Origin of the sequence: Psychrobacter piscatorii (assembly GCF_043641605.1) — a bacterium.
GTDB lineage: Bacteria > Pseudomonadota > Gammaproteobacteria > Pseudomonadales > Moraxellaceae > Psychrobacter > Psychrobacter piscatorii_C.
Window position 1 is genome coordinate 103,194 of sequence record NZ_JBHZRK010000002.1, and the last position, 14,737, is coordinate 117,930.

The 14,737-nt window shown below is 41.9% G+C and carries 14 protein-coding genes and 2 CRISPR repeat arrays (1 of these 16 running past the window's edge); all 14 genes read left to right on the forward strand.

All coding sequences use genetic code 11. The annotated features are described in order from the left end of the window. A CRISPR array of direct repeats spans positions 1-36; the repeat unit is 36 nt; unit sequence GTCTTAATCCCTTAGGAATCAGGGAGCGTTTCAGAC (it extends 761 nt beyond the left edge of the window). A gap of 457 nt (positions 37-493) precedes the next feature. The 14 genes from csx16 to cas10 all read left to right on the forward strand — a co-directional run bounded on the left by csx16 (position 494) and on the right by cas10 (position 14,735). Beyond that, positions 494-802, forward strand: a complete 309-nt coding sequence (gene csx16, locus ACHUET_RS02850) for a CRISPR-associated protein Csx16 (protein WP_394210499.1) — start codon at positions 494-496, stop codon at positions 800-802. A 376-nt stretch (positions 803-1,178) separates the two neighbouring features. Then, on the forward strand, positions 1,179-1,673 hold the full coding sequence (locus ACHUET_RS02855) for a hypothetical protein (protein ID WP_394210501.1): 495 nt from the start codon (positions 1,179-1,181) through the stop codon (positions 1,671-1,673). Positions 1,674-1,795: 122 nt separating this feature from the next. After that, entirely contained in the window at positions 1,796-2,299 is a 504-nt protein-coding gene (locus ACHUET_RS02860; RefSeq protein WP_394210503.1) for a hypothetical protein, read from the forward strand. Between the two features lie 581 nt (positions 2,300-2,880). Next, positions 2,881-3,262: a CRISPR direct-repeat array (repeat unit 36 nt; unit sequence GTCTTAATCCCTTAGAAATCAGGGAGCAGTTCAGAC). 435 nt (positions 3,263-3,697) lie between these two features. Then, on the forward strand, positions 3,698-4,879 hold the full coding sequence (gene cas6 / locus ACHUET_RS02865; protein ID WP_394210505.1) for a CRISPR system precrRNA processing endoribonuclease RAMP protein Cas6: 1,182 nt from the start codon (positions 3,698-3,700) through the stop codon (positions 4,877-4,879). A 108-nt stretch (positions 4,880-4,987) separates the two neighbouring features. Beyond that, positions 4,988-5,827, forward strand: a complete 840-nt coding sequence (locus ACHUET_RS02870; RefSeq protein WP_394210506.1) for a hypothetical protein — start codon at positions 4,988-4,990, stop codon at positions 5,825-5,827. Positions 5,828-5,947: 120 nt separating this feature from the next. Further along, on the forward strand, positions 5,948-6,451 hold the full coding sequence (locus ACHUET_RS02875; RefSeq protein ID WP_394210508.1) for a hypothetical protein: 504 nt from the start codon (positions 5,948-5,950) through the stop codon (positions 6,449-6,451). 54 nt (positions 6,452-6,505) lie between these two features. Then, positions 6,506-7,024 carry a GreA/GreB family elongation factor gene (locus ACHUET_RS02880; RefSeq protein ID WP_201634030.1) on the forward strand — a complete coding sequence of 173 codons (519 nt, stop codon included), beginning with the start codon at positions 6,506-6,508 and terminating at the stop codon, positions 7,022-7,024. 63 nt (positions 7,025-7,087) lie between these two features. Continuing rightward, positions 7,088-7,777: a nucleoside/nucleotide kinase family protein gene (locus ACHUET_RS02885; RefSeq protein ID WP_394210510.1), complete on the forward strand. Its 690-nt coding sequence runs from the start codon at positions 7,088-7,090 to the stop codon at positions 7,775-7,777. A gap of 63 nt (positions 7,778-7,840) precedes the next feature. Then, positions 7,841-9,046, forward strand: a complete 1,206-nt coding sequence (locus tag ACHUET_RS02890) for a Card1-like endonuclease domain-containing protein (protein WP_394210512.1) — start codon at positions 7,841-7,843, stop codon at positions 9,044-9,046. 105 nt (positions 9,047-9,151) lie between these two features. Continuing rightward, the gene (gene csm6 / locus ACHUET_RS02895; protein ID WP_394210514.1) at positions 9,152-10,243 is read left to right on the forward strand and encodes a CRISPR-associated ring nuclease Csm6; all 1,092 of its coding nucleotides are present in this window, start codon (positions 9,152-9,154) and stop codon (positions 10,241-10,243) included. A gap of 97 nt (positions 10,244-10,340) precedes the next feature. Beyond that, positions 10,341-10,844 carry a hypothetical protein gene (locus tag ACHUET_RS02900; RefSeq protein ID WP_394210516.1) on the forward strand — a complete coding sequence of 168 codons (504 nt, stop codon included), beginning with the start codon at positions 10,341-10,343 and terminating at the stop codon, positions 10,842-10,844. A 63-nt stretch (positions 10,845-10,907) separates the two neighbouring features. Then, positions 10,908-11,474: a hypothetical protein gene (locus tag ACHUET_RS02905; RefSeq protein WP_394210518.1), complete on the forward strand. Its 567-nt coding sequence runs from the start codon at positions 10,908-10,910 to the stop codon at positions 11,472-11,474. 82 nt (positions 11,475-11,556) lie between these two features. Continuing rightward, entirely contained in the window at positions 11,557-12,840 is a 1,284-nt protein-coding gene (gene cmr1 / locus ACHUET_RS02910) for a type III-B CRISPR module RAMP protein Cmr1 (RefSeq protein ID WP_394210520.1), read from the forward strand. 38 nt (positions 12,841-12,878) lie between these two features. Then, the gene (gene cas10, locus ACHUET_RS02915; protein WP_394210521.1) at positions 12,879-14,735 is read left to right on the forward strand and encodes a type III-B CRISPR-associated protein Cas10/Cmr2; all 1,857 of its coding nucleotides are present in this window, start codon (positions 12,879-12,881) and stop codon (positions 14,733-14,735) included. The last annotated feature ends 2 nt before the right edge of the window (positions 14,736-14,737 follow it).

The window sequence follows — 14,737 nt, forward strand, 5'->3', positions numbered from 1 at the left end:
GTCTTAATCCCTTAGGAATCAGGGAGCGTTTCAGACTGTACAACCATTTTTATTATCAATAAAATCAATAACTTATATCCCACATTTTACCCAACATAAGTTGGCTTAAAAGTTGGTGTTTTTTTAACCAGTTTTTTGCCCTAAATTGTATAAATAATGACCAATCATACGTCCGAAACGTTAAATAGCATCCAATATCTTCGTCAGATAAAGTCTGAATCCGCCCCTAATCGCTTAGGGTGTTAACAGTGATAGCTCACTATATTATAGTAATGCAAGTCATCCATCTGTGCAACAACCATATTGATATACTCACAATCATTGATAGCAAGCGGTACTGGTTATTAATTTTCAAACATAAGTCGTAACTGTGCAATATATCTGTGTAATACTTTTTTCTGACAAGCTTGTCATAGTGAGACTGGCAAACGACAGTCTCTATAATAGCCGCCAGTTAGCAGTATATTGATCGTATATTTAGTTAAGGAGCAGTATGACAGTATATTTGGTCAGTCGTCATCAGGGCGCAGTTGAGTGGATGAATCACATGGGTCATCAGTACGATGCACACCTCACCCACTTGAGCAGTGAGGACAAACTGTCGGCAGGCGACACGGTCGTAGGATCATTGCCTATCAATTTGGTAGCAGATCTAGGCGAGCGCGGTATCAGCTATCTACACTTGAGTCTATGTATCCCAGAGTATCTGCGCGGTATTGAGCTGTCTGCCGAGCAGTTGTCTCAGCTTGATGCAAAGCTTGAGCCCTATAGCGTGAAGCGTCTAACAGATAAGACGCTCTAACCGCTCACTACAATCTTGTATCTATGTAGTTAGCGATTGTACTCAGCGATGACCAAGCAGGTACATCACGGCTTTGATGACAGCGCCTATCATAGCGACGAACAGCAATATCACTGAACCGCCAATCAAAAACATCACTAACAACCCAAAAATCGCTGCCATACTACTCGCTCCTTATACAATCAGCATGATTGCTAATCACCATCAGAACTATCTTACGTCAATAGTACGACCCAACTCAGTCATGACAAGCTTGCCAAATTGACGATCAATCTGTTTGATTGGCTATCATCTCATACATGATTTTATAGAACCTAACGCTACATCTACGCCTAGCCGTCAAGCCAGGCATATTTATATGATATGGAGAACTACAATGTCAAAATCGCTTATCGTTGCCGCCCCTTATATTAATGAGCTAGTCACGGAAGGCTTAAGATTATGTAGCCATATCATGGAGTATCGTCATGCTACCAATCAGACAGCACTGCAGCGCGAGACCATGCATAAACAAGCCAACCATGCGATGCAACAAGAGCAGAACGACCATGAAAGACAGATGGTCAAGCTGCACCAATTGAGTGAACAGTTCGTTGTCACTTTGGCGCACAATCGTCAGAACGCTGTAGACGTCATGCACATGTATAACGATGCAAATACGATGCTCGTCAAGCTGATCGACCGTATATGTGATCCAAATATAGACATTGAGCAACTACAGATGATCAAAACCGTCATAGATACCTTGCAAGCCAAGCAATCCGATCTGATTGCTAATCATCGCAAGTTGAGCAGTCATGCGCTCACTGCCTTCAAACACAGTAGCAGTATGATGGTTGAAGGCTCACATGTTTTGACGGATGTGCACTAGGCTGATATTGAACCTATTACTATAGAAAGCGCACACCAATGGCGGTAATGACAGTAATAATCATGAGTTGCCAAATAAACGTCTTACCTTATTGAGTGGCTTACTGACAAAGGAATACGCGTATGTTTTGGCTAGGTTTTGGTATCACAGCAGTAGGTGCTATTGCGTGCTCCTTAGCAAGTATGTTTGAGCAAGACTCGCGGGCAGAGTCGCAGCAAGCGTTAAGTCGTCTCAAAAAAGAACGCCAAGCGCGTCAACGTGAACTTGAGGACTACCAGCGCCAGTGTCAAGCAGCCTCCTCACTTAGCCAATACGTTGCGCTCTATCGTCTTGTCTCGCAGGCGGCACAGGCATGTGCGTCACAGTATGAAGAACAAGAGCAGCTACTGTTTATGCTCAATGAGCGCATGACGAAAAGCATTACGACTAGGCTTGCTCTAATGCGCCAGCAGGATCAAACATGTAGCGATCAAAAGACGCTAGATCAGCAGTTTGCTATCGTACAAGATGATGCAAAAAAAGCATTGGATGAATTTGAGCGCGTTGAGGCACAGCGACAAGAGACAGAGCAGCAGCTGCGTATGTTTTGTGAATTAATACAGGAGCTTCAGGTGTATCTGGAGTAATTAATTCACGCATCAGATAGCTATCAACCCAATAAAGCCACCTATAAGAGGTGGCTTTATTGGGTTCGTTCTATAGCAATCAATAACTGCTGTGTGCTGACGCAAGAAAAAATCTAGGATTTTCCGATTTCAGACTGGTATATCTCGTCTTCAAAAAATCCTATTTAAAGGATTTTTACTTGCGAAGCTAAAATTCCAGTGGAATTTTTTGACGTCTTGCTCGAGCATAGCTCTGCGCCTTGCGCTTCGGGTAAGTGTCTCCCAGACACTTACTGATCCTCGCTCACCTTAGAAATCAGGGATGAGGAGGGATATAGCAAAGTACTACTTTGCCCTGACGCAAGAGAAAATCTGGGATTTTCTGTTCAGACCTTTGTAGCTCGTCTTCAAAAAATCCTATTTAAAGGATTTTACTTGCGAAGCTAAAATTACAGTGTAATTTTTTAACGTCTTGCTCGAGCATAGCTCTGCGCCTTGCGCTTCGGGTAAGTGTCTCCCAGACACTTACTGATCCTCGCTCACCTTAGAAATCAGGGAGCAGTTCAGACTTATAAGACTATGGCTGGTGGTGCTAACAAAATGTCTTAATCCCTTAGAAATCAGGGAGCAGTTCAGACTACATACGCCCAAGTAGAGCATAAAGTGTACATGTCTTAATCCCTTAGAAATCAGGGAGCAGTTCAGACTTTAGCCAATACGCTGGCAGCTATAGACGAGGAGTCTTAATCCCTTAGAAATCAGGGAGCAGTTCAGACAATTCATCTACGTTCATCTTAGCTATATTGACGCGTCTTAATCCCTTAGAAATCAGGGAGCAGTTCAGACATACCAGAAGTTGAGTCTAGTGAAAGTGGTAAAGTCTTAATCCCTTAGAAATCAGGGAGCAGTTCAGACCTCTCCCACTCTAGCTACAACTACTATCAATATGTCTTAATCCCTTAGAAATCAGGGAGCAGTTCAGACTGTACACCAATATTTATTACCAATAAAATCAATAACTTATTCATTGAATTATAGCGAACAAATGTCGGTTTAAAAGTTGGTGTTTTTTTAACCAATTTTTTACAGTGAATTGTACACATATTGACCAATTTTTCGTCTGAACGGTTGAATTACCTTATCAGGTAGCCTGTCTAAACCACTCCCTAACTGTCAGGGAATAACCGATTAAAGTTATCTGATACATGTTAGTAGATGTCTGTAGCAGGTGCAATAGCTAATGATTACTATCTTACATTTAATTTAAAACTTATTTTTTGCGGTATTTTTGACAAGCTTATCGTTTCGCTACATCTTTATCGCTTGCATTAATATTTTATGATAATAGCTATCTAAACTATGGCTAAGATTTGCTATAGTCTTAAGCCTTTAATACCCTACTTGTATCTGGACTTATACATGCACACCTACCCCGTATCATCGACAGCCGTGGTCAATAGACCAAACCTATCTACCATGTACTTTATGGTACGCCAAGATGATCCACTCCACATGCCCGAGCATTCAGGCTCGATGCTACGTGGTGCATTTGGGGTTGCATTGCGCTCATTGACCTGCGTCACAGATATGCCAGAGTGTAGAGACTGCCCACTGAAGCAGCACTGCAACTTCCCTCGACTATTTGAGATGCCAGCGCTACAGCACACGAATGTCCAAGCAGTAAACCCTTATGTCATACATGTCCCTATCACTGACCAAATGTATGATCATTCTAGCGATACCGCTGACTACGACCACACTCATCATATAGTGCAAAAAACCAAAAAGCCGAAGGCGAGTGATAAAAAAACAGCGACCTTCAAAAAAGGCGATATATGGCAATTCGGTATGACCGTAATGGGTGCTGCAGTGACCGAGACGACTTTAATTGTCAAAGCATGGGAGCTGGCACTTGCAACAGGACTGGGAGCTCATACCCCTTACCGTCGAGCAACGCTTTTGCAAGCGGACTGTGATGGCAAGACACTCTATACTTCGCCTCACCTACCATCATCGAGCGTGACCAATTTGCCAACCCCTATTTCACAGGACAACTTAGCTTTAGAAGTGTGTGAGTTAAAAGAGGCAGATTTGAAAGAGAGCAATTTAAAAAAAGACAGTTTAGGAACAAGTGACTTGTCTGTACGCTCAGCCAACCAATCCATTCAACTAACCATGCAATTTTTGACACCGTTTCGCTATCAGAAAGACAACCGTATTGTCTCTCATCCAGATAGCCTCGATAGTGCCACATTTATCGCCTCGCTCTATAACCGTATCCGTTTATGCCAAGACAATCATAGCCCCGATGAATCATGGGATATAGGCTATGACTCTTATCATCGGTTCAAAGAAGACATCGAGACGCTATCAATAGCAGTCGATATTGTGGCCAATCATGTGCCTCGCCGCTCTAACCGCCAGCAGCGAAAAATGCAGCTTTATGGACTACAAGGAAACCTACACCTCACCGGTGACCACCAGACGCTAACGCGTCTCTTGCCAGCCTTGCAACTGGGTGAGCAGCTACATATTGGCAAAAACACCACCATGGGCTTGGGTCAATATCGGCTAAAACTTACGCCTCTACCTCTAACCTAGACACTTTAAAAAATTCATACTTCTCAAAGATGACAAGCTTGCCGTTTTCTATAGCCATTCTCTCAATGATGTCTAATAGCACCTATACACAGGGGCTTAGAGGACATCATGATGACATTGACGACACCAGTAGCAAACAAGCCTTTAGCCCCTTCATTAGCTAACACACAGCTCACTGATATTCATGAGTGCCTACATCAGCATTTCACCATTCATCAGAATGATGACACGTCTACTAATGACGTCTCGTTAGCCCAACTGGCTCACTTACTTAGCCAGCATTGTCATCTTGACAATATGATTTCCCTACTGTCCTCTATTACCCAATCACCAGCACTCCTTAAGCAAATCGCAGCGCGTTCTTACTGGCATGGTAATGGCTTCTTGAAGGTGGTACTTCTTGACCAAGGCTACAAGCTGCGCCTACACATTTGGTTCGCTGGTACTTCTTGCGAAGAAAACATCCATAGTCATCGTTGGGGCTTTGCTTCCCATGTGCTAACAGGCGCACTCAAAAGTGAGCTCTGGGCAGACGCAGCAAATGATGACTCAACTGCCTTGCCCTGTACATCAGAGCTACCATCATCTAATAACCATACATCCACATTGCTATCAGATGAGTATCTGTACACCGCCAAGCATCAAAAGAATGAAACCCATGTATCAGCGCATAAGCAGTATGTTGGTGCAGCTCACCTAAAAAAACTGCAGAACGTCACGCAAACGGCTGGTGCTAGCTATGTAATGACGTCGGATCAACTGCACCGAATCAATCATCCTGGAGAAGAGCTGGTAGCAACGGTTATTTGTACTGCACCTACGCAAATACTGACTAATCGCTTATTCCCAACCACCGCAGACCCCAAGCTGCATCCGACCACTCTATCGGCTAATGAGCTCAAGCATGCTTTAGTTTGTTACTTAAACCAACAGCGGCCAGCAGCGTAACCAGCCAGCCCTGATACTTGATTTAAAACAAAACCATCAGTAAGCATCACATGCACAAAAATGCTGCGGTGCTCAGTAGCAATAGCTATTTTTATCATTTTTATTATTAAGAGAGCGTATATGACAGACTCAAACTGCACTATGACAATCGATAATGCACTATTAAAAGCCCTGCACTATACCGACCAAATCAAGCCTGCGACCAACGTCACTTTTTGTTTAGAACAAGAAGAACAAAGCCTTTATCGTTTACGCCAGCGACTGCTCAGTACCTCAAACACATTATCACCAGAGCAGGCTTATTTGACGCTATACGATTGTTTGTTCCGTCATGTCAGTACAGCCTTACTTAACCAAGGGTATCAGGTCACATCCCAGCAACCTCATCAAACTTTGCGTCGTATCGTAAGACAAAACGCGCCTGATACTCGGGTACAGCAGATGATTGCTAATAGGCATGCGCTTAAAAAGACTACAACTGCGATCATTTGCAAAGATGCGGTTGCGACCCTTACCAAGCTACTCAATGACTATGACATTCGAGATGCACAAGCTTGTCAAACACTCTGCCTTTTGTCTTCAGAGCGTATAGTTGCCTCATCAGCAAGGAGCTCATCTGTTTAACATACAGAGGGTTTTGCCAAACAATTTAAAGAATATAACGCATAGGAGCGACACATGACCCAATCAACCACTATCTATATGACCACCACTGGTTTTGACAATCTTAAGGCTTTATTGGCTCGCAAAAAGCAGGAATATGCTGATGTACGTGATCATCGACAAGTAGCATTTGAGATGTCAGGAGATGGCTGGCACGACAACCCTGAGTTCAATCGCCAGCAACAGCTAGAGGCGAACTTAAACCATACTGTCAAGGAGCTAACCGAAAGATTGCAGCATGCACGGCCTGTCAATATAGATCCAAACAATCGTCCTACTAACCATGTGGCAATTGGCTCTTTAGTCAGTATTACTCGCTGGAACCTAAACGACATTGCCAACGATAAAGGCGTCAATGAAACGTGGGAAATCGTCGGATTTGACGAAACAGATATTCAGGCGGCTAAGATCGGTTACAACGCGCCATTAGCCAAATCTATTATCGGGTTACAGGTAGGAGATATCTCAGATGAGCTCATACTCGGTAGTCAGGCATGGGAGATAGAAGTGACTGCTATCCATTCTGGTGTGTGACAACAAAGCCAGAGCTTGTGAAAAAGTAAGAACCAGCATAGCGGATAAAAATGAGGAGTAAGTATGTATATCGCGATTGAAGGCATAAAAGGCACTGGCAAGAGCACATTGTTAGAAACGCTTCTTCCCTGTTTAAAAGCGCGCTTGGAGCCAAAGCAGCAACGTATCGCTATATTACATCCTACCAAACCTATACCTGAGGACCATCATTTGGAACGCGAGTTTTATCAACATCAAAACAATGATGCTTATTTTAGACTGCTATACGCTGCACGATCTAACTATCACGCCTCACATACGGACTGGAGTGCTGATCTAATTATTAGTGACAGAAGTATACTAACGAGCTTGGCCGTGAGATGGCAACACGCCAATCTAAGTCCTGTTGAACATTATGAGCAAGTGCGTGCACAAGAAAATATCATAGCGATACCAGATCTCGTCATACAGCTTGATGCTCCTAACACTACTTTGTTAGAGCGATATGCCAAAAGAGATCGTCGATACGGGCAACATGAAGAAACCTTAGAATCTGTCATGAACATGAGAAGTAGCTATACAGAGTTATACAAATGGTTGAGTACCGAACAAACTATGCTCTTAATAGGCAAATCCATACCAATATATAGTTATGATACAGCAAAATGTACTGTACATAGCATTTGTCAAGATATTACAGATGCAATAGAACAAAATTTTGCTAATATTAATAGTGAATCTTTGGTGAAAAAACCGTATAGTTTAGTTCACTAAAAAACACTATTCTGTCTTACCCCAGTCATTGAAAGACATACAACAATATAAAAAGGCTAATACTTGAAAACTTTATTTGTAACTGCGACCGCACAAACCGAAGCCAACTATTATCTTATTTGGCATTTGTTTAAAGACAATAATACTGATATCAAGAAGATAGTCATCATTAGTACCGAGTTTACTCGCACTAAAGGTTATGTGGACAACCTGACTAGTGTGTTGACCGCACTACAAGTCGGTTCTGAGACTTCACCAGTAACTATAGAAGAGCTACATTTACAAAACGGCATTGAAGAGAACAATGTAGAGGCGATAAAAGATGTGCTGCTACAGTGGATTGCTCATAATAAAGCATCGCAAATCATATTTAATATCACTGGTGGCACCAAGCTGATGAGCATTGCACAAGACCAAATTGCACAAATCAGTAGTCGCTATGATTGTGTCTATCAAAGTCGAGCCAATAACCAGCTAGTCTGGTATAACCGTCCCCCTAATAAGCAGTGCTATGACTTAATACTACCCGAAAATCTTGAAGCGCGTCTCAAAGCGCGAGGTTACCAAGCAGTAAGTGCTGAAACCTCATTTTTAGACCTGCCTGCTCAGCAATATCACTATATCAATCAAATCTATCAGTACATGAAAGCTGACTTTGATAAAGCACAAAGCTTGGTGTTATTGCTCAATGTTTTGACTGCAGGGTTGATGAAGCAGCCTGAGCATAGTTTCCCGCAGACAGTCACAGTACAAGACGGCAATCTACTGAGAAAGTGCATCACTTGGCTCAAACTACTCGCCCAAGCGCCGCAACCATATTTCAGTTATGACAGTGCAGCGAGCACCATCACTTGGGAAGACAAACAAGCTGTTGAGTTCGTGGGTGGCAAATGGTTCGAAGTGCTCACAGGGCTTTGGATTGTCCAGCACTATATTGCTCAGCAGCAGCAAGTCGATGTACAGATTGGCTTACAGTTCAAAAAGACCAGTGATGGTAATGAAGTCGATGTCGCCTATATAAATTCAGGCTACTTACATTTGTTTGAGTGCAAAACGGTCAACTGGGATAGAAAAGACAACCCTACTACCAAAGTCAATGCTGACTTGCGTAAGTTTGACTCTGTCGGTCAGGTCGGTGGACTCAATACACACAAGTATTTTGTGAGCTTGTTTGATATCTCTGATAAATCACTTGCTGTCGCCGAGGATACCGGTATCAAGGTGATTATGGGTAAGCAGTTGCTAGATTTTGGTCATCATATCGCTTGATGATCTTTTGATAGGTACATTGTGAAATGCCACAAGCTTGTGGAACCACCACAAATATCACGAATACAGTAAACTTTATATCATCAAATTTATAGAGAGAAGCTTATGTCACGCAATATCTTGTTTTTAGTTACTGGTATGACCCCGCAGATTATCACTGAGACCATTTGGGCACTTGCCTGTGATGAAAATAACTCAGAAAACTGGGTGCCTGACGAAGTACACGTACTGAGCACCCAAGATGGCTTAAACCAGATACGTAAACGTTTATTTGAAGATGGTGTATTTGAGCAGTTTAAGCGTGATTACCCAGTACTAGAACAAATTGAGTTCAATCCATCTACTCATCTACATGTCATTGTAGATCAAAATGGTAAGTCTTTGATTGATCTAAAAACACCTGAAGATAACGAAAGATCAGCTGATATTATTTGCGAAAAAATCAAAGAGTTTACGAACATGGAAGATACTAGCGTCCATGTCTCTATTGCAGGTGGACGTAAAACAATGGGCTTTTATGCAGGCTATGCTTTGTCACTATATGGCCGTGCGCAAGACTCACTATCTCATGTGTTAGTAGAAGAGAAGTTTGAAAAAGCTTCTAACTTCTTTTACCCCACACCAACAGAGCACCTTGTCTCTGACCGTGACGAAAAAGTCGTTGGTAACGCTCAAGAAGCACAAGTATGGCTCGCCAAGATTCCGTTCGTTAGAATGCGCAACTCACTCTCTAAAAAGTCACGAGTTACTAAGCTGCCATTCAGTACTGTTATCGCTGATATTAATAGAGCAATGCAAGATATAAAAATCACTTTAAATACAAAATATAGAACTATTACTGTAAATGACGTGACTATTCATGACCTATCAACAAGAGCGTTCGCTTACTTTGCTTGCTTCATTATAGATGCACAAATGGAAGGCAATGGATGGAGTCGCCCCTCTAAGAAAAAAGAAATTATGTCTGAAGATTTCTTAAAGCTAATTAGTAGAATATATGAAGGCAGTAGTTCAGAGATATATTTTACACAGCAGTGGTTCGATGAAGCCAAAAGTGAGCTAAAGGATTCTTTGATTGAAAAATTAGGTATGGATATGGCAGATAAAATTTTGCCTCAGCAAGAGTCTAGAGGCAAACCTTACAGTTTAAATATAGCCAAAGATAGCATCAGTATCATAAAAGTAGACGACGTGTAGCTTAAGATAAGCTTGCTGCTTCCATATTTTTAAGCTTCAAACACGATATATTTAATGCCATCAACTACTCAATACTTAGCACCTTAGGAGAATGATCATGGCATTACCTGCTATCCCTGTTAGTCAAACCGTCGCTATTGCCGCATTAAAAGAGGGACTCATCTTGTGCCAATCGATCATTAATTATCGATTGGCAACGCAACAAATTGAGTTACAACGAGATCATATGCATGATGATGCTAACGCCATTATGCAACAACTTGATAATGACTATAAAATTAAGTTAGGTCAGCTAAATGCTATTGCCAATGCGTATAAAATTACGCTTGATAGTTTGAAGTCCTCGAATCAAGATGTAGTGAATATGATCGAGAGTCGTCAGCTAGAGCTTGATAAGTACCTCTCTATTATTGTCTCACCTGATGTTTCAGATCATATTAAGCAGAGCATGATGACCATAATATCTCAGCTATCACAGGAGCAAACAGCTTTAACCAATCGCTATATACAAGAATCGAAATCACCTATCAATACGTTTGCAATGATGCTTGACAGCTTGCGCGACAGCAATCAGCCGCGCACCTTTACCGACATTAACTAATATCGTCTGTATCGCAGATATACTCACCTATTGCATCAATATTTGTTACTAAGGGAGCGCGCTATGTACTGGCTTATCGGGGTTGCTGCTATTGGTTTGGTTTCTTGGTTGAGTAGTGAAGAAGAACGTGTTTGCACAAATTATCGCTCATCTAGTAATAAACTGGCTAGTGAAACCGCTCAGCGTCAACAGCAAATAGCCAAACGACGCGCCAGTTATGAGAAAAACCAAGATTTTTATGAGCATATTGAGCTGCATCATGCTTCTCACCTTACCGCTGATGCCCTTTATAAAGAACTTGATAATCATAAAAAGATTGTGGCTATATTCAGACATAAGCAACAGTCTTTTGGTCAATGTATTGGTGATCTCAAAAAGCAGCGTGATACTGCGACAGGTAGCCAGAAACAAGCCAACCGAGAGCAGCTGCAGCAAATGAGAACACAATTCATTGAAGCTAAAGATCAGCTAGTCATGCTAGCTGAGGAAAAAGAGCGCAAGCTTGTAGAGCTTCGCCAAATAAATCAGGCAACACGCGAGTATAAGCTATATATTCGAGATTACTGTGGTCAAAAAGGTCGTGATTGGTATGAGCGTGGTATTGAGCGCGCTAAACTTCGTATGGCTTAGTTTGTACACATTCATATAGACAAGGTTTTCATGGATACAGATAATATTTTGCATTACTAATGAATAATTAAAGGAGCAGTTAATGAGTCTTAGAACCCCCGATGACAGCGTTGAGATACCATCTCTCACAAATATGGAACCAGTCTTAAAATGGCACAATTTGAGCTGTGAGTTAGTCACACCTATGTATGGTGGCGGTGTCAAATCTGTGGTAGTCGACGAACAAATGCCAATCCGAACCAGTAGCATTCGTGGGCAACTAAGATTTTGGTGGCGACTACTTGCAAAGCATAAAGACGGGTTTTTGGGTAATGAAGTTTCAAACTCTAGCCCTGAGAAAATCAGAGAAGTAGAATTTGCTTTATGGGGTGGTATGGGCTCAGGGGATGACGAAGGTACTGCTAGTCAGGTGTTTCTAAGAGTTTCTATACAAAACCGAAAGCCGAAAATAGAAAGTTGGGCAAGCTATGAGCCTAATAGAAGAGGCAGAGATGTCTTACAACCTAAAGACTGGGCAGAGGTCCCTTATGCTCTTTTTCCAGCACAAGGGCGCTCAGAGAGAAATCCAAATGAAGAACCACATGCTTTACTTAGAGAAGGTTTTAAGTGGAATATAAAAGTGGCTTTTTCTTCGCAATTAGAAGAATCATCAATTCTTCAAGTTTGGGAAACTATTCGCTGGTGGTCAAACTTCGGTGGTGTCGGTGCTAGAACTCGTCGAGGACTAGGTTCTTTCAAAATATATGAGAATGATTTTTTTAACTCAGTTGTAAGTATAGACGAGATTAAGGCGTTAGGATTCAACGTAGCTGTAAAACCTTCAAATAATGCGTACGCTGCTTGGACAACTGCAATAAAAAGTCTACAAAATTTCAGACAGATTGGTCAAGGGCGTAATGACTATAGCTCTCGTAGCCATTGGCCAGAACCTGATGCTATACGTCATTATACTGGACAATCTTTACCGAACCATTCGGTAAGAAAAACACAAGACAATTATTTTCCAAGAGCAGCATTTGGATTACCAATAATTTTTAAATTCAAAGATGGTGGGTCGAACGATAATCAAGATCCAGATGTTACGACATTGAAAGTCAACTATAGAGTATCTTATAACGAAACACTTGAGTTTGAAAGGTTGATGAGCCCCCTAATTTTAAGACCTTATCTAAATGAGCGAGGCAGCTGGCAAGCTATAGCACTATTGTTGCCAGAACCATTAAAGAACGACAGTAAAATTCAATTAATGTTAGACAATATAGAAGTTGATTTTTGGAACGAAGAATCTGCAAAAGAAGTCAAACCAATTAACAATTACAATAGTAATGACCCTATGCAGGCTTTTCTTACTTATTTCGCCAAATAATTGCCTTTACTAAATAATTATCATGATACGGAAATACAATGAATCAATACTTAGTGGTGCTCTCTATAGGGCCAGTACAAAGCATGATTGCCGCTGCTCGCCGCAGTCGTGATCTATGGAGTGGCTCATGGCTATTATCAGAGCTTGCCAAATCATGTGCTAAAAGCCTAAACGAACAAGGGGCTAACTTAATTTTCCCCTATGTCGATAATGCTTCTTTATTGCAGATGAATAGTGACTTTTCAGTAGGTAACAAACTACAGGTAGTCATTGGAGCGAACAATACTGATGAGCTTATACGGATTATCAATCAGGCCAAAAAAGCCACCCAAGCCCGATTTTTGTATGAAGCAGATGCTGCTATAAAGCAATTAGATCATGCAAAAGATGACATCAGACAAGAGGTTTGGGATACGCAAAAAACCAACTATCTTGAGATTCAAGCCGCTTGGGCAAAAATTGATACTTCAGACCATGATGGCTATAAACAAGCCATTCAAAAAGCTTCAGGTGCATTAGCTGCTCGTAAAGCAACTCGAGATTTCGTACCAGCAGCGACTGACCCTTATGATATGACGCGCATGCTGCCAAAGTCATCGCTTGACGGAGCTTATGAGACGATACTCAACAAACCACACAACAAACTAAAAACCAAAACCCGCACCAAGTTATCCTTGTCTGATTCTGAACAATTAGACTGTCTGGGTACTATCAAGCGCTTAGGTTTTGCTGATACTGTCGAACAGTTTACCCCTTTTACTCGGGTAACGGCTCATGCTTGGATAGATCGTTTAACAGATGATGAGCTTCGTGATATTAATACTGCATATGCAAAACTGGTTAAACATGGCGTAGCAACTAATGTTAAAGGCAATAAAGGCGATGATAATCAATCTATTTATCATAAGCTGCCTTTTGACGCACAAATGCTCTACCCTTCGCGTATTGACGCAGAAATTCTGCAAATAGAACGTGCTATCGATATAGAAGGTGACCCAGACCTTCTCCAAGCGCGAGAAGCGTTAAAAGATCTTCGAGACTCTACCTTAAAGAATGTCTGGCAACGTATAGGTCAGCCTTATAGCTATGGCGTTATGTTATTAGCTGATGGTGACCGTATGGGCGAATTGCTCGATAAAGCCACAAGCTTGGATGAGCATCAAAAAATTACGAAAGCGCTATCAGATTTTGCTGAAAGCGTTGCAGATACTATGCGTATCTATAATGGTCACTGTATCTATGCAGGGGGAGACGATGTACTAGGCTTTGTCCCGTTAGACCAAGCTTACGACTGCAGTAAGCGACTCAGTGACGATTTCAATAATAGACTGCTCGATGTCAGTGCGAGTTTGGGTGTCGATAAATCTCCTACCCTATCTGTGGGCTTAGCCGTTTGCCATATTATGACACCCATGAGCGTTATTCGTGATCTGGCCAATCAGGCAGAAAAGTATGCCAAAGGCGATCATATCAAAGACGATATTAGCAAACGCCGTAACGCATTAAGCCTATTGCTTTCTGTGCGCTCAGGTACTGATATACAAGTGAGATACCAGTGGGATGATAGACCAAGCTTAGAAACCTTCCAACAGTGGATAAAAATGTACGTCGATAAAGCTATCCCTAGCCGGGTCGCTTATGACATTAGAGACATCCATCTAAGAACAGATCTAATCGCTAGACATGAGCCTGAGCTGCGAAAAGGTATTCGATCAGCGGAGCTCAAACGCATGCTAGAGCAGGCTCGTACAGCGACAGGTGAAAAAATAGCCACAGAGACCATAGAGCAGCTACAAGAACGCGGTACAGCGATCGGCTTGGATAAGCTTGCTGATGAACTCATCGTGGCTCGTTGGTTCGCCGCCAAAACACAACAAGAACTAGGGAAGGAATAATA